This is a genomic window from Mycobacterium sp. E3305, assembly GCF_001666785.1.
Taxonomy (GTDB): domain Bacteria; phylum Actinomycetota; class Actinomycetes; order Mycobacteriales; family Mycobacteriaceae; genus Mycobacterium.
In genome coordinates, this window is record NZ_LZJA01000003.1 from 17,416 (window position 1) to 35,873 (window position 18,458).

18 protein-coding genes are annotated in these 18,458 nt (G+C 66.8%); 7 read left to right on the forward strand and 11 right to left on the reverse strand.

The annotated features are described in order from the left end of the window. The first annotated feature begins 19 nt into the window (after nt 1-19). On the forward strand, nt 20-1,057 hold the full coding sequence (gene ligD, locus A5701_RS00180; protein WP_067747197.1) for a non-homologous end-joining DNA ligase: 1,038 nt from the start codon (nt 20-22) through the stop codon (nt 1,055-1,057). 1,526 nt (nt 1,058-2,583) lie between these two features. Next, a complete protein-coding gene (locus tag A5701_RS00190) occupies nt 2,584-4,584 on the forward strand; it encodes a glycoside hydrolase family 172 protein (protein WP_082954815.1) in 2,001 nt (666 codons plus the stop codon). Nucleotides 4,585-4,587: 3 nt separating this feature from the next. Here the strand turns inward: A5701_RS00190 and A5701_RS00195 are convergent, their stop codons facing one another. The 3 genes from A5701_RS00195 to A5701_RS00205 form a co-directional block, all read right to left on the reverse strand. After that, complete coding sequence (locus A5701_RS00195) at nt 4,588-5,346, reverse strand: rhomboid-like protein (protein WP_067747247.1); 759 nt, start codon at nt 5,344-5,346, stop codon at nt 4,588-4,590. Next, on the reverse strand, nt 5,346-6,662 hold the full coding sequence (locus tag A5701_RS00200; protein ID WP_067747201.1) for a diaminopimelate decarboxylase: 1,317 nt from the start codon (nt 6,660-6,662) through the stop codon (nt 5,346-5,348). Before A5701_RS00200 ends, A5701_RS00195 begins: the two co-directional genes overlap by 1 nt. 73 nt (nt 6,663-6,735) lie before the next feature. Continuing rightward, nucleotides 6,736-7,365 carry a cysteine hydrolase family protein gene (locus A5701_RS00205; RefSeq protein ID WP_067747204.1) on the reverse strand — a complete coding sequence of 210 codons (630 nt, stop codon included), beginning with the start codon at nt 7,363-7,365 and terminating at the stop codon, nt 6,736-6,738. A gap of 110 nt (nt 7,366-7,475) precedes the next feature. Between A5701_RS00205 and A5701_RS00210 the strand changes: the two genes are divergently transcribed. Together A5701_RS00210 and A5701_RS00215 are read left to right on the forward strand one after the other, a co-directional pair. Beyond that, the gene (locus A5701_RS00210) at nt 7,476-8,309 is read left to right on the forward strand and encodes a mycofactocin-coupled SDR family oxidoreductase (RefSeq protein WP_067747249.1); all 834 of its coding nucleotides are present in this window, start codon (nt 7,476-7,478) and stop codon (nt 8,307-8,309) included. Nucleotides 8,310-8,317: 8 nt separating this feature from the next. Then, nucleotides 8,318-9,520 carry a cytochrome P450 gene (locus A5701_RS00215; protein WP_067747206.1) on the forward strand — a complete coding sequence of 401 codons (1,203 nt, stop codon included), beginning with the start codon at nt 8,318-8,320 and terminating at the stop codon, nt 9,518-9,520. Here the strand turns inward: A5701_RS00215 and A5701_RS00220 are convergent. After that, nucleotides 9,500-10,081, reverse strand: a complete 582-nt coding sequence (locus A5701_RS00220) for a TetR/AcrR family transcriptional regulator (RefSeq protein WP_067747208.1) — start codon at nt 10,079-10,081, stop codon at nt 9,500-9,502. The two genes, A5701_RS00215 and A5701_RS00220, sit on opposite strands and share 21 nt — an antisense overlap. A gap of 110 nt (nt 10,082-10,191) precedes the next feature. On the opposite strand from A5701_RS00220, the gene A5701_RS00225 reads away from it, so the two are divergent. Further along, nucleotides 10,192-10,578 (forward strand): PPOX class F420-dependent oxidoreductase, encoded by a 387-nt coding sequence (locus A5701_RS00225; protein ID WP_067747251.1) that lies wholly within the window; start codon nt 10,192-10,194, stop codon nt 10,576-10,578. Here the strand turns inward: A5701_RS00225 and A5701_RS00230 are convergent. The 5 genes from A5701_RS00230 to A5701_RS00250 form a co-directional block, all read right to left on the reverse strand. After that, complete coding sequence (locus A5701_RS00230; RefSeq protein WP_067747210.1) at nt 10,562-11,725, reverse strand: zinc-binding dehydrogenase; 1,164 nt, start codon at nt 11,723-11,725, stop codon at nt 10,562-10,564. The genes A5701_RS00225 and A5701_RS00230 overlap by 17 nt on opposite strands. 12 nt (nt 11,726-11,737) lie before the next feature. After that, complete coding sequence (locus tag A5701_RS00235; protein ID WP_067747212.1) at nt 11,738-13,141, reverse strand: wax ester/triacylglycerol synthase family O-acyltransferase; 1,404 nt, start codon at nt 13,139-13,141, stop codon at nt 11,738-11,740. A gap of 155 nt (nt 13,142-13,296) precedes the next feature. Then, on the reverse strand, nt 13,297-14,280 hold the full coding sequence (locus tag A5701_RS00240) for an NAD-dependent epimerase/dehydratase family protein (protein WP_067747214.1): 984 nt from the start codon (nt 14,278-14,280) through the stop codon (nt 13,297-13,299). A 27-nt stretch (nt 14,281-14,307) separates the two neighbouring features. Beyond that, a complete protein-coding gene (locus A5701_RS00245; protein WP_369807373.1) occupies nt 14,308-15,015 on the reverse strand; it encodes a cutinase family protein in 708 nt (235 codons plus the stop codon). Continuing rightward, nucleotides 15,015-15,188: a CsbD family protein gene (locus A5701_RS00250; protein WP_055403166.1), complete on the reverse strand. Its 174-nt coding sequence runs from the start codon at nt 15,186-15,188 to the stop codon at nt 15,015-15,017. Before A5701_RS00250 ends, A5701_RS00245 begins: the two co-directional genes overlap by 1 nt. A 60-nt stretch (nt 15,189-15,248) precedes the next feature. Here A5701_RS00250 and A5701_RS27855 point away from each other — a divergent pair, with 60 nt between their 5' ends. Together A5701_RS27855 and A5701_RS00255 are read left to right on the forward strand one after the other, a co-directional pair. Continuing rightward, the gene (locus A5701_RS27855; protein ID WP_197499110.1) at nt 15,249-15,401 is read left to right on the forward strand and encodes a hypothetical protein; all 153 of its coding nucleotides are present in this window, start codon (nt 15,249-15,251) and stop codon (nt 15,399-15,401) included. 69 nt (nt 15,402-15,470) lie between these two features. Next, nucleotides 15,471-16,745, forward strand: coding sequence for a serine hydrolase domain-containing protein (locus A5701_RS00255; RefSeq protein WP_067747218.1), 1,275 nt, complete (start codon nt 15,471-15,473; stop codon nt 16,743-16,745). On the opposite strand, the gene A5701_RS00260 is transcribed toward A5701_RS00255, so the two are convergent. After that, nucleotides 16,740-17,378 carry a cutinase family protein gene (locus A5701_RS00260; RefSeq protein WP_082969643.1) on the reverse strand — a complete coding sequence of 213 codons (639 nt, stop codon included), beginning with the start codon at nt 17,376-17,378 and terminating at the stop codon, nt 16,740-16,742. The two genes, A5701_RS00255 and A5701_RS00260, sit on opposite strands and share 6 nt — an antisense overlap. Further along, a complete protein-coding gene (locus A5701_RS00265) occupies nt 17,375-18,442 on the reverse strand; it encodes a dihydrodipicolinate reductase (RefSeq protein WP_067747219.1) in 1,068 nt (355 codons plus the stop codon). Before A5701_RS00265 ends, A5701_RS00260 begins: the two co-directional genes overlap by 4 nt. Nucleotides 18,443-18,458 lie beyond the last annotated feature (16 nt).

Consider the following 18,458-nt stretch of genomic DNA (forward strand, 5'->3'; position numbering starts at 1 on the left):
TTGTGCTGGAATCGTTGGTATGGCTGCTGCAGAAGAGCTCGACGTCGACGGTGTCGCGGTGCGTCTGACCAATCCGGACAAGGTCTACTTCCCCAAGCTGGGCACCAAAGGCACCAAGCGGCGGCTCGTCGAGTACTACAGGGCCGTGGCGGGCGGCCCGATGCTGGACGCGCTCCGCGACCGGCCCACCCACCTGCAGCGCTTCCCGGACGGCATCGATGGCGAGGAGATCTACCAGAAGCGGATTCCGCAGCACCACCCCGACTACCTGCAGACCTGCCGGGTGACGTTCCCGTCCGGACGCACCGCCGACGCGCTGAGGGTGACCCACCCCTCGGCGATCGTGTGGGCGGCACAGATGGGCACCGTCACGTTGCACCCGTGGCAGGTACGCTGCCCGGACACCGACCATCCCGACGAGTTGCGCATCGACCTCGACCCGCAACCCGGAGTCGCGTTCGAGCAGGCGCGGACGGTCGCGGTCGACGTGTTGCGGCCCCTGCTCGATGAGCTCGGTTTGGTCGGGTACCCCAAGACGTCCGGCGGCCGCGGCATTCACGTCTTTCTGCGGATCGCCACGGACTGGGATTTCGTCGAGGTGCGCCGAGCGGGGATCGCCCTGGCCCGTGAGGTGGAACGCCGCGCGCCCGAGGCCGTCACCACGTCGTGGTGGAAAGAAGAACGGGGCGAGCGCATCTTCATCGATTTCAACCAGAACGCTCGGGATCGAACCATGGCCTCCGCGTATTCGGTGCGGCGCACTCCGATAGCGACGGTGTCGACGCCGATGACGTGGGAAGAGCTGGCCGGCGCGGAACCGGACGACTACACGATGGCGACAGTTCCCGACCTGGTGAAGGACCGCCAGGACCCTTGGGCGGCAATGGATGACGTGGCACAGTCGATCGCGCCCCTGCTCGAGATGGCCGACGCCGACGAAGATCGCGGCCTTGGGGACATGCCCTATCCGCCGAACTACCCCAAGATGCCCGGAGAACCCAAACGCGTTCAGCCCAGCCGGGATACGGACTTGAAGAAAGACAACAAGTCGAAGTGACCTCGCTCGTGGAGCACTCCCATGCGATTTGTCACAGTGACGGCTGGGTGGTCCAAGCTCGTCCCAGCGCAGCTGGGTCTCTGGTCTTGGAACCTCTGCTAATTCAAGGCAGCCCGAATCGACTTGATGTGCAACAGTGCAAAACCGCCGTATGACTAAGCGCGCCGGTACGCGCTGACTGGCACGCCGATAGGCCCAAAAGTATTGCTTGCCAACTAAAGCGTGCCAGTCAGCGCGAAGACCACCTACGGTGTGCAGGTAATTCCGGTGGCCCCACCGCTACACGAGAAGGTAGGCAGCGTGCATCCGGAGCTCGTTAATGCGGTGGCGGCCAGTACCAAGCCGAGAACAACCTTGTACTTCAAACGAGACATCACCACTCCGTTCGTTGAGAAGAAATGCTTCGCCCGAGGAGGGTTATTATACGTGAGCGCAATGCGGAACGCTATGGCGTTCAACATATTTGCGCTCATTATGTCGTATCAAATGGCGTGAAAGGCCCAACGCGGCTGAAACTTGTTGTGTCACAAAGACTAAGTCAACTCCGAACCGTGAGAATCCCAGCAGCATGAAGACGTCTGGCGATGAGGGATTGCGCAAGGTTGCACAGCAAAAGGTGCGTACGCGACACGCTGCTCAATATGAAAGAGCCTGAAGAGCAGGCAGTTTCATAGCAAAGTGCACCGGTTAAGTGGTTGCGCTGACTGGCGGGCTCCATGCCCTCGACGATGCAGTCGATAGCTCGATGTCGACCCAACAGGTGAAGGCCGCCAGTAGCGCAACCCCCTCAACGGCTGCCGGGTGGCTTTACGGCGTGCAGACGAGGCCGCCGGTGCACGAGATGGTCAACGGCACGGTGCAACCCGAGCTTGTTAATGCGGTGAAGGCCAGGACCAGGCCGAGAACAACCTTGTACTTCCAACGAGACATGAACCACTCCATCCCCTGAGGAGAAATGTTACGCCCGAGGAGGGTTATATTACGTGAGTGCAATGCGGAATGCTATGGCATTCACTAAATTTGCGGCGATCTACGTCAGCTGATTGAAGGGGGTCACGGGCCGCCGCCGAGCGGCGTCCCGGCGTGGGTTAATGCGTCGCCGGCGTCCGCTTTGCATTCATTCTCGAAATCGTCCCGCGGGCTCGGAACGCGCGATAAGATGAGGACGCGCGCGATCCGACCTGCATTTCAAACAATGCAGGGCGATGTGGAACGTGTTCGGGGGAAACGACATACGGCTCTAACCGATGGAACACGGCCTTCGTTCGTGTCTCCCGATATCGTCATGCCCATTGCAATCCTGTCGGTGAGCTCGGTAAGCTGACCCAACGACCAACATTGACCGCGCCGGCGGATCCGCACGTGCCAATTCCGGGCCCCATTTACGAACCGCCAACGCTTTGAATGCATTTCACGCAACAGCGCCTGCGAGCGTTGCGGGCTTAAGATTTCAAATCCGGTCAACCCGACCGGGAAAAGTAGGCTTTGCCGCTGTACGGCTGGCGGCTCGCGTGTTGTGCGCGGCGTTGGCCCTCGCGCTTTCTGTCGCGGCCGGTGTCACCGCCGCAACCGTCGCACGCGCCCAGCCGGTTGGCGGTGACGCCGCCGACCGCCTGGTCGGATGGGACACCTACCGTCGGCTGGATCTGTTGCCCTATCTGCACACCGGCACGCAGGCGTTGCAGCTGTCGAGCTTCGACCGCAGCGGCGGTGATTTCGACTTCTCCACCGGCAACCGCAACGGCACCGGCGGATGTTTGGCGTCGGGCGGCGCGGGCTGCGTCGTCGCGGAGGATCGCGGTGCCGGCGAGGTGGATTCGATCTGGTTCACCCGCGACGGCGGCAAGGTGACCCGGATCGGAAACATCCGTGTCGAGCTCGACGGCCGGACGGTATTGGACGCGCCCTTGCAATCGGTGGTCGATGGCGCGCTGGGTGCGCCGTTCGAATGGCCGCTGGTGGCCAACGCGGCGCAGTCGCCGGGCGGGGTGTATATCAAGGTGCCGATGCCCTACCGCGAATCGATGCGCATCAGCGTCACATCCAATCTCGAGTACTACCACGTCGACTATCGCCAATTCTCGACCGCCGAGGGCGTCACCACCTTCTCACCCGCCGATCGCGCAATCGACGTGCTCGCCACACTGCGCGCGGCGGGCACCGCCGATCCCAAACCCTCGGCGGCGAGTCCGGTTCACGACAACCGGGTTGTCGATCTTCTCCCCGGTGCCGCGGCGACCATCGCGGAATCTGCAGGCCCGGGTAGCATCTCGGCGTTGCAACTGCAGCTGCCGGAACCGACCGATCAGCTCCTGAACGGCGTGCGGCTGCAGATGGAATTCGATGGCCGGACCATGGTCGACTCCCCGCTCGGGGAGTTCTTCGGGGCCGGGTTGGGCGCCGTGACGGTACGGTCGCTGATGTTCTCCGCGGTTCCGCAACCCGGGGGATCGCTGTCGCTGTCCGCGTGGTGGCCGATGCCATTCGCGCATGCGGCTCGCATCACGCTCGTGAACACCACCGGCGACCCCGTGGCCAAAATCGGCAGCGACGTGGCAACCGAGCCCGACCCCGAGTGGGAGTCCGCGTTGGCGGGCGGACGCGCCGGCTACTTCACCGCCCGCTCCCACGCCGCGCCGACCACCTTCGGCCAGGACTGGTTGTTCGCCGACGAACAGGGCCACGGGAAGTTCGTCGGCGTCAGCCACACCATTCGCGGTTCCCGAATCAAAACCGCGTTCAGTGACAGCGCCCCATACTTCCTCGAAGGGGCGGAGCGTGTCTACACCGACGGTGCCGCGTCGCCCCAGTGGTACGGCACCGGCACCGAGGACCTTTACGAGGGCGGCTGGTATTTCAAGGACGGCACTCGATTCAGTGACCCGCTCACGGGTCAACCCGACCAACGCACGGTGGCCGGCGGCTGCGCCGACTATTGCGTCGCCGTCTACCGGCTCATGTTGGCCGACGCCGTCGACTACCACTCCGCGATCCGCTTCGGCATCGAGCACGGCAAGCGGAACATGGTCCAACCCGATTACAGCTCAACCGCTTTCCTTTACACGCAACCCAACGACGCCCTGACCGCCGGGGACGATGTCCGACCCAGCGATCCGGTCAGCCGACTGCTGCACGGCTACGCTGACGCCGACGCCGCCGATCAACTACTGGTCAGCGAATACGAGGGCAGCGAAGACACCCGTCCGGTCATCGGGTCGGTGCGCGCCACCGCGGCCGCGATCACGTTCCACGTCGAAACCGACCCGGACAACCGAGGCATCCTGCTGCGTCGCACATCCGACCAAGCGAACGGATTCCAACGCGCGGACGTCGCGGTCGACGGCGTCCCCGTCGGGACCTGGCTTCAGCCGCGGAACAACGGTATTCACCGCTGGCTCGACGACACCTACCTCTTGCCGCCACCGGTGACTGCCGGCAAGGCGCAACTGACCATCACCCTTACGCCCGCGCCCGATTCCCCGCCCTGGACGGCGAGCCGCTACCAGGTCGAAACGGTGACCGGTTGATCACTAAGCAGCGGTAGGCCGCATCACCCTGGCGGCCAGGAGCGAGGCGATCAAGACACCCGTCAATCCGGCGACGGGAGCCACCGACGACGACCATCCCGACAACACGAAATAGCCGAAGGCGGCGCCGACGGCCAGCAGGGTCGCGTGCACGGGCGTCCAGTGCTCGATGGCCGGCAACCAAAACGCCAACCCCATGCCAAGGAGCAGCGCCAGAACGTGACCGAACGCGGTGAAATCCGCGTCGAGCGTCGCCATCAACGCGACGCCGAGCCACCACCCGATCCAGGCCGGGCGCCAGCGGGCCGGTATCGATGCGGTCAGGGCGCCCAGCACGCACACCGCGCCGTAGCTGATCCCGACGTCGGTGGCGCGCGCCACCGAGAACGGGAGCCATCCCGTTTCCACCGCGGCCACCAGCCCCACCGCGACGATCACGGTGGCGCCGATGTGGCCGACGGCGAAGGTGATCAGCAAACCTCGCCCGCGCCAGATGAGTTCACCCAGCGCCAGCAGGCACACCAGGCCCGGCAGCCAGAGGAAGACATCGCCGCCGTCGCTGACGAACGCGCTGCCGACCAGGCTGCCCAGGTTGCCGTGCGCCAGGTTGTGCAGGTTGGTGCTCATATCCCTTACCACCGCGGCGCGGGTGTGCCCGCCCAGCGCCGACAGGGTGACCGAGACGGCGAGCAGCATGACGGTATACGCCGCCGTGACGCGCAGCCGGTCGGGGCGCGCACGAAGGTCCGTGCGGGACACCATCACTGACCGGTCCAGCCCCGGTCGCGCGCCAGCAGGTCGGCGACGGTTTCTCTACGCACAAGTTCACGCGACTTGCCACCGGAGACCGCGACCAGGGGCGGGCGGCCCACCATGCTGTGGCTCGGCACCATCGAGTGCTGGTAGGCACCGGTGCACGCGACGGCCAGCAGATCTCCCGGGCGGATGTCCGCGGGCAGCTCGACGTCGCGGGCGATTTCGCGACCGTCGCCGTGCCGGCCGACGACGGTGACCGGTGCGGTGACGCTTGGAGGGTGCCGATTGGCCAGCGCCACCGTGTATTTCGCGCCGGGCCGCTCCATGCCGTGGATGTCACTCGACCCGCCGTCCACCGCGACGAAGGTGTGCCCTCCGGGCTGACGTTTTACGGCGATCACCCGGCAGAGCATCATCCCGGCCCGCGCGGCGATGGCGCGGCCCGGCTCGATCACAATTCGCGGGCGAGGGAATTCGTGCTCGCCACAAGCCGATTCCAGCGCACCGTCGATGACGGTTCCCAGCGCACGTACGTCGAGTTCGGGGTCGCCCGGGAGGTACGGGACTGCATGCCCACCGCCCAGATTGAGTTCACTGAGCACGACCTGATGGCGGTCGCGGACCTCGGCCATCACACCGATCATCTGGCGGATCGCCTCACCGTAGAGCGAGGCGTCGGTGAGCTGTGACCCGAGCCGGCAGTGCAGCCCCACCAAATCCAGCCACGGCTGATCCAGGACACGCCTCAGCGCGCCGGCAGCCTGGCCGCCGGATAGCGCGAAGCCGAATTTCTGGTCGATCGCCCCGACGTCGGGGATGACCCCCACCAGGACGCGCTGACGGTGACGCACCCGGCAGGCCAGGAGTGAGACCTCGCTGGGCGTATCGATGACGATCCGTCCGACACCGGCGGCGATCGCGTCGCACAGCTCGGCCGCGGTGATCACCCCATCCAGGATGATCTGCGACGGGGGGACGTCGGCGGCCAGCGCGGTGGCCAGCTCACCGGCCGAGGCGACGTTCACGCCGGCCCCTTCGTCCGCGGCCCAGCGGGCCACGTCGACGCTCAACACCGCCTTCCCGGCGTAGATCAGCTCGGCGTCGGGCAGTGTCGCGCGATAGCCCCGAATCCGGGCCCGGAAATCCTCTTCGTCCACCACGTACGCGGGCGTGCCGAATTCGGCGGCGAGGTCGTCGGCGGCCACGTCGCCCACGCAGAGCCGGCCCAGGTCGTCAACGTAGGCGCTCAGCGGCCAGATCGCGCGATCGAGATGCGGGTTCAGCCCGTGCCTCAGCGACGGAAGCAGCTCGAAGAGCGTCATGCCTCTACGGTGCCGGTCCGGCCCGGCGCGTGCCGCGTTCTTAACGAAGCCTTCACACCCGTGCGGCAAATCTTCACAGATTCGGAACACTGGCCGCGATCGAGGCGATCACCTCGTCCGCGGACACGATCGCGGTCGCGTAGTTCGGAATGTTGACCTCGAGTGCGGCGCGCATCTCGACCTCCGAGTAGTCCGCCGTCCCGTCGCGCACCACCGTTACCTCGTACCCGAGCTCCGCGCCGTAGCGAACCGTGGCTTCGAGGCAGGTGTGGGCGATGAGTCCCATGACGATGAGCCGATGAACGCCGTGCCTCTTGAGCTGCAGGTCCAGGTCGGTGTTGGCGAAACCGCTCGAACACCAATGCTCGTGGGCGACGACGTCACCGGGCTGCGGCTCGAACCCGGTGCGAAGCTCACCGCCCCAGGTGCCGAATTCGAAGGTCTTGCGTGACCACGCCGCCTTCTGCACCGGCGCGATGTGTTTCCACGTCTCGTAATCGCCGGGGCGGTATCGGCGATGCAGCGCATAAAAGACGCGGATGTCCGCCCCGCGGGCCGCGTCGAGCACCCGCTTCATGTGGGTGACGCAGCCGTTGCCCTCGATGACGCCTTTCAGGCGCTCCCAGACCTTGCCGCCCGGGGAGATGAAGTCGTTGTAAGGATCGATCAACACCAGCCCCGTCGTGTCCTTGCTGTACGTCACGCGGTCATCATCCCTCGTGGACGCCTTGACTGACCGATCTGCCTGCTGCTACACATGGTTGCGCCACAAATTTGGGCGATCGCCCAAAAAGGCGGCGCTTGGAGGTGACGATGGGCCGGATGGACGGCAAAGTCGCGTTCGTGACCGGCGCGGCGCGCGGACAGGGCAGGAGTCACGCCGTCCGGCTCGCGCGCGAAGGCGCGGACATCATCGCCGTCGACATCTGCCGCAAGTTCGAGGCGTCACCCGTGGAGGGCGCCACCCCCGAGGATCTCGACGAGACCGCCGGCTTGGTCAAGGACGCCGGAGGCCGGATCGTCACCGCCGAAGTCGACGTCCGCGATTTCGACGGGCTGCGCGCCGCGGTGGACAGCGGCGTCGAACAGCTGGGACGCCTCGATGTCATAGTCGCCAACGCCGGCATCGGGACGACGGCGGGAAAGCTGCACAAGACCCCTGAGCCGCTGTGGCAGGAGATGATCGACGTCAACCTCAGCGGCGTCTGGAAGACGGTGAAGGCAGGGGTTCCGCACGTCCTGAACGGTGGCCGCGGGGGCTCCATCGTCCTGACGTCGTCGGTGGCGGGGGCCAAGGCCTACCCACACGTCGGCCACTACGTCGCGGCCAAACATGGGGTCATCGGCCTGATGCGTTCGTTCGCAGTCGAATTGGGCCAGCACATGATCAGGGTCAACGCCGTCCTCCCGACTCACACGAGCTCGCCCCTTCTGCTGAACGAGGCCACGTACCGCGCTTTCCGGCCCGAACTGGAGAACCCCGGACCCGACGACCTCGCGCCGGTGTGCCAGAGCTTCCACTACCTGCCCATCCCTTGGGTGACGCCCGAGGACATCAGCAACGCCGTGCTGTTCCTGGCCTCCGACGAAGCGCGCTACATCACCGGCGTCGCGCTGCCGGTGGATGCCGGCAGCTGCCTGAAATAGAGGAACGAATGACCGTCACCAGCGAGACGTCCGTCTACTACGACCCTTACGACACCGGCATCATCGCCGATCCGTATCCGACCTACGCGCGGCTGCGCGACGAGGCGCCCATCTATTACAACGACCGCTACGACTTCTGGGCGCTGTCAAGGCATTCCGACGTCGAACGGGCGCTGGCCAACTGGGAGGCGTTCTCCAACCGGCGCAGCGACATCCTCGAGCTGATCCAGTCGAAATTCGAGATGCCCGGCGGGGTCATGATGTTCCAGGATCCGCCCGAACACACACGGTTGCGCGGACTGATGTCTCGCGTGTTCACGCCCCGCCGGATGGCCGAACTCGAGGACCAGATCCGGCAATACTGCGTGCGGTGCCTGGACCCGCTCGTCGGCTCGTCGAGCTTCGACATCATCGCGGAGCTGGCCTCGATGATGCCGATGCGGGTGATCGGGATGCTGCTGGGAATCCCGGAATCCGAACAGGTCTCGGTGCGCGACGCGAACGACGCCAACCTGCGAACCAAGCCGGGCGCTCCGTTGAAGGTCGCCGACGCCGACTCGATCGCTGACGGCCGGATCTACGCCGACTACGTGGAATGGCGGTCCAAGAACCCGTCCGATGACCTGATGACGACGTTGCTCAACGTCGAGTTCGACGACGAGGACGGGGTGCACCGCAAACTGACGCGCAAGGAGGTGCTGCATTACACGCAGGTGGTCGCCGGCGCCGGCAACGAGACGACCGGCCGGCTGATCGGCTGGCTGGCCAAGGTGCTCGCCGAGCATCCCGACCAGCGCCGCGCGGTCTATGAGGACAGGTCGCTGTTGACCCGCACCGTCGACGAGACGCTGCGATTCGAACCGACGGGACCGCACGTCGCGCGTTGGATGGCCAGGGATTTCGAGTGCTACGGCACGACGGTTCCGGCGGGCAGCGCCATGCTGCTGCTCTTCGGCGCCGCCAATCGCGACCCCCGCCGCTACGCCGACCCGGACAGCTACGACATCCGGCGGGACAACATCTCGCACATCACGTTCGGGAAGGGTGTGCACTACTGCCTCGGCGCCAACCTCGCCCGTCTCGAGGGCCGAGTCGCGCTGGACGAGATGCTCAACCGCTGGCCCGAATGGGGAATCGACTACGAGACAGCGAAACTCGCACCGACCTCGACGGTGCGCGGTTGGGAGCGGCTAGAGGTGGTGCTGCCCTGAGTCAGGCGCCTCGAACCGGTCGATGAGCCGGCTGACGAGCGCGATGGCCTCGTCGTGGCCGCGCGTCGCGCCGAGGGAACCTTCCATGATGAGGGTCTGGCCGACGGCGGCAATAACAACCGCGAGGCCGGCGGGCGGGAATTCCGCGACATCCAGCGCATTCTCGCGGACAACGTGGTTGAGTGCGGCGATCTGCCGGCTCCGCCACCGTTCGGACCACGCCGCGATCTCGGCCCGAATGTCCTTGCGGTGGTTGGCCAGGCCCATGAACTCCTGCAGCAGCCGGGCGTCCTTCGGCTCGATGAGGGTTCGCCACAGGGCATGCAGGGGACGGTCGGAGGCCAGCGCCTGATCTTGGCGCTCGAGATAGGCCGCCGCGCCGCGGCGGAACACGTCGAGGTACAGCTCGTCCATGGTGGGGAAGTAGTAATGCACCAGGGCCGGTTTCACGCCGGCCTTTGCCGCCACCCGGCGCGAAGTCGCCGCCGCATAGCCCTCGTCGACCATGATCTGGATCGTTGCGTCGATGAGCAAGTCGCGGGTCGTCGAGTCCCTGGCCATCACCGGACCCTAAGTTGGGCGGTCACCGGGAATCAACAACGCCCATGATTAGAAGATGGAGCGGCGGGGAACTGTTTGACCGAACATTTCAGAAAGTGAAGGATCACAGCGTGGCCGCCAGCTTCCGGGACATCATCCAGTCCAAGTACCTGCTCCTGACGACGTTCACCAAGGACGGCCGCCCGAAACCGACGGCGATCTGGGGTGTGCCAGAAGGCGACAAGCTTCTGGTCATCACCGACGACGGCTCCTGGAAGGTCAAGCGGATCAACAACACGCCGCGGGTGACGATCGCCAGGAGCGGATCGCTCGGCAAGCCGAAGAGCGAACCGGTCGAGGGCGTGGCCCGGGTCCTGCCGAAGTCCGAGACGCGGCGCGTCTACAACGCCGTGCTCAAACGGTACTGGTATCACGCCTGGTGGTTCTATGCCCATTCGATCGTGCGGGGCGGCATCGACAAGGTGCACGTCGGCCTGGAAATCAGGCCGGCCGCTTAGCGTCGCTCTTGGGATCGATCAGGATCTTCGCGTGCGCCTCGGGGTCACCGAGCGCGTCGAACGCGGCCTCGACGCCCGACAGCCCGACCGTCCCGGTGATCAGCGGCTCGACGTTGACCTTGCCGTCGGCGAGCATATGCAACGTATCGCGGAACTCGAGCGGCGTGTAGCCGAGCACGAACCGCAGGTCTATCTCTTTGTTGATCGCCATCGCCGGACGGATGTGGTCGGCACCCATACAGACGCCGACGACGACGACGCGCGAAAACAGCGGCGCGCCGGCGATGATGCCGTCGATAATCCCGGGCACGCCGACGCACTCGAAGATGACGGGATGCTTGGGCGTCGCCGCGCCGGCGGCCTCGGCGGCGCGCCAGAGATGCCACCACGGCAGCCGAAGGCGCTGCAGCCGTTCGATCGTTCCGACCGCAAGATCGAACGCCTCCAGGATGCCGTGCAGGTGTTTGCGGCCCGCGTCCGTGGCATATGGCGACTCCTGTGCGGGGTCGACGACGATATCTGCCCCGCAGGCCGTCGCCAGCGCCCGGCGGCCAGGTGAGAAGTCGCTCGCGATCACGGTGCGTACACCGTGCGACTTGAGCATGCAGATCACCGCGAGACCGATTGGCCCGCAACCGATGACGATCGCGACGTCGCCTTTGCCCACCTCGCCGCGCCGGACGGCGTGCCAGGCGACGGCCATCGGCTCGGTCAGCGCGGCGACGTCGGGGGACAGCCCGTTGGGGACGGCGAACGTCAACGACCGCTCAACGAGCAACTGTTCGGCGTAGGCGCCGGGCGCCATCGTCGAGAGTCCGATCCCGTGTACCTCTTTGCCGCGCCGCAGCAGCGGCAGGGCCACGACCCGTGTGCCGGGCCGTGGGGCCTTCCGGGTGCCGGGTCCGTAATCGAGTACCTCGCCGCAGAATTCATGACCGAACACGACGCGCTGATCCGACCGCATGAACGCGTCGTACCCGGACTCGGCCATCACGTCGGCGAGCTCGTCGCAGTGGCGGCGGGCGTGCAAGTCGGATCCGCAGATGCCACACCTGAGCACCTCGAGCAATAGCTGCCCCTTGGCGGGGGTCGGCGCCGGGACGTCGACCACGTCGAGCTTGGCGTTGGTGCACGTGACGCTCTTCATTCTTCGATCCTGCTACACGGTCGCCGATCTAGGACCAACCGGTTGCAGTCCTGCCGCCTGTTTCAACTCGTCGTAGGCCCGCCGGGTGCACCGGGAAAGGTGGGGCATGTCGTCGAGTGCCGCGGCATTGGCGACGAAGCCGAAGTCCATGCTGTCGTGATAGGACGCGAAAGTGGCGTTGAGTCCGATCGAGGCGGCGATGGCGGAAATCGGATAGATGCCGAGCAGGCGCGCACCGTTGAGGTACCGGATCTCCCTGGCCCCCGCCACGTTCGAAATGACGAGGTTGCATGCCGGACGGGCGACACGGTCGAGGTGCGTCGAGGCCCCCAGGCCGGCGAGCGCAACCAACCCGACCGCGTAGGTCATAGCGGCCTCGTTGGACATGCGGGCGAGTTCCTTCTTGCAGACGGCGACCGAGTCCACGACCTGATGGATCCGTTCCGCCATGCTCGCCCCCGGCTCTCCGAGGCGTGGGAACAGGGCCGACACTCGGGTGCCTATCGCCGTGTCCCCGGCGTCGCGCAGCGACACCGGACACATCGCGATGAAGGGGTGCGCGAAGTCCCGGCCGGTCTCCCGGAGATAGGCGTGCAGCCCGCCGTCGACGACCGTCACCGCCACGTCGTTCAGGGTCGCCCCGAGCCGCCGGCCGATCTCATGCATCTCTTCCAGCGGCAAGGAAAGCGTCGCGAAGCTCCGCCCGATCTGCAACGGGGCATTGGTCGGGGCGTGCTGGGCCGTAAACGGCAGGCTGCCCTCGAGATGCGTTCGGAAACGGCTCGCGAGCACCTTGCGCAGCGCGCCGACCGAAAGCTGGTTCAACACCCCGACCTGCGTGATCGCCCCGCGAATCGAATCGACCACGCGCGCCGTGACGGGCGTCGGTGGGTGCTGTTTGGTCGGTGGCGCGCCGAGCGCAAAGGCGGGTGCGGGGACGACGCGTTCCCCCGTCATGCTCAACCCGGCATACAGAAGCCTCAGACCGGACTCGCCGTCGATGATCGAGTGATGAGTCTTGGTGTAGATCGCGAACATGCCGCCCGGCACCCCATCGATCACCCAACACCGGAAAAGCGGGCGGTCGCGGTCGAGTTGTGGCTCGTGCAGATCGGCGACGAGTCGCAGCAGGTCGTCGTAGGAGGAGCCGGCGGGCAGGGCCAGGTGTCCGACGTGGTAGTGCGGGTCCCACTGCGTCATCTCCCGGAACCGGGGGGCGCCCCGGCCGAGCAGCTCCGGAATGTAGTTGAAGGGCGGCGCCGGCGTGCACGCACGGTACGCCTCCACGATTTCGCGCACTATGGGCGCGCGGCCGGCCGGCTTCTTGAACAACAGCATCGCGCCGACGTGCGTCGTGCCGGAGGGCGACTCGATCAACAGCCATGAAAGGTCCAGCGGCGGAATCGGTTTGGTCATGCCGTACCTCCGATCGGATGTCCCGTCACCCGGCTTGGGTGCGCGGAAGCCCGAATATTACGGCGATGTTCTCTCCGTGGACCACGGCCGACGAGGGCACTAGGGCCCCGGTATGGCAGCCGTTAGTCCCTCAGCTCTGGCACGCGGCGCCCCGCTCAGCTCACGGCACGAAGGGCTTCGAACGTGTCAGCCAGAGTCTCCTGCGGATCCCGGTAGGTAATGCCGAGTTCCCGCTCGCTCGGTGAATCGTCGGACGCCGGCATCTGCGTGTAGTACTGCATCCCGGCCCACGTGAAGGGCGTATCGAAGGGTACGAACCGGCTGGCGCGATCCATCACCGCGCCGGCGACGCGCAGGGCGGTATCGGGGATCGGAACCGAGACCATCGCCGACCCGGACACCTCGCCGAGCATTTTCGCCAACTCTGCCGCCGGAACGCGATGGCCGCCCGCCATGTACCGGCGCGGGCCGCGGCCGGGTTCGAGGAGCGCCGCGTGCAACGCTGCCAAATCGCGCACATCGACGATCAACCAGGCCCCGCTCCGGCCCGGGATCACATGCATCTGCAGGGCGGCCCTGACGCCTTCGCCGGCCTCGCCGAACTGGTCACCCACCGGCGGACCGATGACCATGCCCGGGTAGGTGATGTTCACCGGCGCGCCCGCGTCCTGCAGACCGCGGGCATAGATCTCGACCTGCGCCTTGGACGTCCCGTAACCGTCCGCCCCTCCGACGACCGGCAGGTCCGCCGACAGCTCTTCCAGGCCCGCATGGAAGAGCGCGCTGAAACTGGACACGTGGACGATCGGGTCCAGGCCGAGTTCGACGGCCTGACCCAAGACGTTCTGGGCCCCCTGCATATTGGTGGTGAGCATCTGCGCGGTCTGGCGCGGGTCGGTGGCCACCAGGGCCGCGCTGTGCACGACGGCTTCGCAGCCGTCCAGCGCCTGGCGCACCGCCATGCGGTCCGTGATGTCGGCGACGGCATAGTCCGACACGTCGACACCCAACTCCGCCACCGAAGTCTTCAGCTTGGCGGGGGTGCGCACCAGAAACCGGATGTCGTGGCCGGCGTCGGCTATGGCCTTGGCCGTCCAGCCGCCGACGAATCCCGTACCGCCTGTGATCAGAACGCGCATGGTGGAATCTTTGCAGGACCGGGTGGCCTACAGGTGACTGGAGGCGAAGTTGGCGGCTTGGCCCGTCATCCCGTTCATGCCGTAGGAGGTGTGCGCGGCGAAGCCGTCGCCGCCGGCGCTGCCGCATATCGGATCGCCCTGCGCGCAGAGCTCCAGCGTCTTCGGCTGATACAGCGGGCCGATGGCGAGCGGCGGGGCGTGGTACTTCTGCAGGAAGTCACCCGACGGCGTCCCGAACAGGGTGACCGCGGCGACGTGGTTGGCGACGTCCGCCGGCATGGGCGGCGGCACGGCCGACGCGGGCACGCCCGCCGGAACGGCTGCCGACGTCACATACCCGGCTAGCGCGGCGCCCTGCGAATACCCGCCGAGCACCTCGCGGGTGTTGGGGCAGTTCTTCGCCGTGGCCTCGACGTGCGAGCTGGCGTCACGGATGCCGTCGACCACGGTCTGGGGAAAGTTCGGATTTGAAAAGTCGGTGCTCGCAGGGTAATTGACCGCATACACGCCGAGCGATCGGGATCCGATCTGCGAACGCAGCGCGTCCACGAACGACCCGCCGATGCCCCCGACGCCGGGCGGCTCGCCCGACCCGCGCGCGAATACCACCTCCACGTCGGGACACGCCGGATCCGCGGACGCCGACGGGCTGGGCGCGCTGGCCACCAGGGCGCCGGCCGCCAGTGCCGCCAGTCCAGCGAGCACCGACAGCCGGCGCAGCCCGGAACGCCTGATCACTTCTTGAACGCGTCTTTCACCTTTTCACCGGCGTCCTTGAGGCTGGACTTCGCCTGGTCCGCCCGGCCCTCGTCCCTGGTCTCGTGGTCGCCGGTCGCCTTGCCGATGGCCTCCTTGGCGCGGCCGCCCAGGTCCTCGATCTTGTTCTTCAGCTTGTCCTCGTTGCTCATGCCGCTGTGGCTACCCCGCTTTGCCACAGGTTGAAACCCCGCCCTGCCATGATGGAGGTCGTGAGCGCCGCAATCGTGGTCGCAATAGTCGTGGGGCTGATGCTCCTCGGCATCGGCATGGTGGTCAATCAGCTGCTCCGGTTGCGGCGGTATCTGCGGGACTCGCCGACCGCGCCCCCACCCGGCCCCGAGCCGCCGGACGGGCTCAGCTAGCGGAAACGGGACCGTTGCGCGGGGCCGGCTGATAGCTTCGTCCTCGTGGTAGCGGGGCGGCGCGGCACCGTGAAACCGTCAGTGCTTCTGGTCACCGACGACGGCCTGCCGCGCGGCGTCTCCGGCGCCGCCGATCCACACTTCGCCAACGTCGTGAAATTGTTCGCGCAGCTGTTCCCCGGCCGCCGGTTCGGTGGCGGGGCGCTGAGCGTCTATGTCGACGGCGTGCCCGTGGTCGACGTCTGGACCGGATGGTCGGACCGGGCCGGCAACCAGCGCTGGACCGCCGACACCGGGGCGATGGTGTTCTCGGCGACCAAGGGTGTCGCCTCGACCGTGATCCACCGGCTGGCCGACCGCGGCCTGCTGTCGTACGACGAGCCCGTAGCCGAATATTGGCCCGAGTTCGCGGCCAACGGTAAGGAAGAGATCACCGTGCGTGACGTGCTGCGGCACCGCTCCGGGTTGTCGCATCTGCGCGGCGTCACGAAGGCCCAGTTGATGGACCACGCGCTGATGGAGGAGCGCCTCGCCGCCGCGCCCGTCGACCACTTGCGGGGCGTCCAGGCCTATCACGCTTTGACCTACGGCTGGCTGCTGTCCGGGCTGGCCAGGGCGGTGACCGGCAAGGGCATGCGGGAGCTGATCCGCCAGGAGGTCGCCCGGCCCCTCAACACCGACGGCTTACACCTCGGCCGGCCTCCGGAAGGCTCGCCGACCCAGGCCGCGGAAATCTTGATTCCGCAGGGCCGGCTGCGCGCCCCGGTGTTCAACTTCATCGCCCCCAAGATGGCCGGCCTCCCGTTCTCCGGCGCCCTGGGCGCGATGTACTTCCCCGGTGTCGTCTCCCTGATCAAGGGGGACACCCCCTTCCTCGACGGTGAGGTTCCGGCCGCCAACGGCGTGGTAACCGGCCGCGGGCTGGCGAAGATGTATGCCGTGCTGGCCAACGACGGCCGCATCGACGGCAAGAAGTATCTGTCCGAGGAGCTGACGCGCGGCCTGGCGGGGCAGGCCCGGCGGAAGTGGCCCGACGCGAACATGGTGGTGCCCATGCCGTTTCACCTCGGCTACCACGAGTCGCCGGTGCCGGGCTTGCTGCGCGGATTCGGCCATGTCGGCCTCGGGGGAACGCTGGGCTGGGCCGACCCCGAGGCGGGCGGGTCCTTCGGCTTCGTGCACAACCGGTTGCTCACGCCGCTGCTGTTCGACATGGGATCCTTTGCGGGACTTGCCCGCCCGCTGCGCAACGCCATCCTGGCCGCCCGCGACCAGGGTCCGCTGCCGGTGCCGCAGCTGGGCGCCGCCTACGCCAAGGCCGCCCGGCGCAAGGCGGCCCTATAGCCGGGCGGCGACGAAGTTCGCGGCTTGAGCCGTCATCCCCGACTGGACGTACGAGCCGTGCGCCAACACGTTGCCACCGCCGGAGCACGCGGGGTCACCGTCGGCGCACTCGTCGATGGTCTTGGCGCTGTACGGCGGGCCGATCGGCGGGAACACCGTACCGGCGAGGGTGCCGGCCAGTGGGCTGGTCGGGTTGCCGAAAACTGCGATCGCCGCGACGTGGTCTGCCGCTTGCGGCGGTAGGGCCTTGGTGGCCAGGTCCATCACACCCGCCCCCTGAGAAAACCCGCCGAGCACCAACCGCGTGTTGGGGCACCGGGCGATCATGTCCTGCACGTGAGCGACCGTGTCGTCGGCACCGGCTTGGGCACTCGTCGCGAAAGCCGTTGTCGCCGGGTAGTTCACCGCGTAAATGCGTATCGACCGCCCGGCGAGCTGCGCACCCAGGGAGTCGATGAACGCCTGGCCCACCTGGCCGACGCCGGAGGACTGTCCCGTGCCGCGGGCGAACACCACCTCCACGGCCGGGCACGGATCGGCCTCGACGGAAGGAATGCCGATGGGCCCGCTCAGCAGAGCCGCACACACCGGGACCGCGAGACCGGCGACGCGAAAGATGCGCTCCCCGATCACCGCTCCATGCTGACATAGGCGTTCCCACGCGGCAGCGTCAGCGGAAGGTCGGCGTAGGTGACGATGCCCGGCGCCGCGGCGACGACGGCCGGGATCGCGTTGATCGCGGGCATCGCGGTCATGATGTGGCCGAGGTCCATGAACTCCTCGAGCGTGGTAGCCGCAAAGTACGGCGGCGGAAGGAAGCCCACCTTCGTGGTCACCGTCGGTTGCCCGTCGATCTGGATGACCCAGCCGTCTTGTTCGATCTTCCAGTCGGGCTCGAGCGTCTGGCCCTTGCGCCACCGCACGTTCAAGTCGATCAACGTGGTGTCGCCGACGATGCCCTGCCAGCTGATGTACACGCCCGCTACGCATCCCGCGGGGATGGTCCACGAAGTCATCTCGAGGTCCGCGGTGGTCTGGGCGAACTCGGCGACGCACTTCACCTCGTCGAGCTCGACGCCGAGCGCGTCACCCACCAGCCGGACGGCCTCCCCGAAGATCGCCGTCCCCTTTTCCGCCATCGCCTGCAGGTCCGGGTGGTCGATCGGCTGGCCGAAGCCGACCGGCTTCTCGGTCTCCGGTGAGTCATAGAAGGTGGTGTCGGCGGCCTCGTTGACCGTGACCTTGTCGATCCGGTTGCACACCATCGCCGACACGATGGCCAGTAGCTCGGCGAAGCCCGGGCTGACGCCGGACCCGAAGATGGTCGAGCCGCCCTTGGCGCAGGCCTCCGAAATCTTCTCGCGGCCGTTGCCGAGATTGTGCCCCGTGATGAACGACGCCGTGGTCACCACGTTGACGCCCGCCGACAGAATGCGGACCAGCTCGTCGACGTCGATCCACATCGGGTTGTAGACCACGCAGTCGGGTTTGAGCGCGAGCAGTGCATCGGCGTCGTCGGTGGCGGCCACGCCGAGCGGTGCGATGCCGACGAGGTCGCCGGCGTCGCGCCCCACCTTCTCGGCTGACCAGGCGTAGCAACCCACCAACTCCAGGGTGGGGTTGGTGACTATCGACTTCAGCGAGCTCTTGCCGACATTGCCGGTGTTCCACTGAACCACGCGATAGGTGTTTGGCACTCGCTCAGCATAGGGA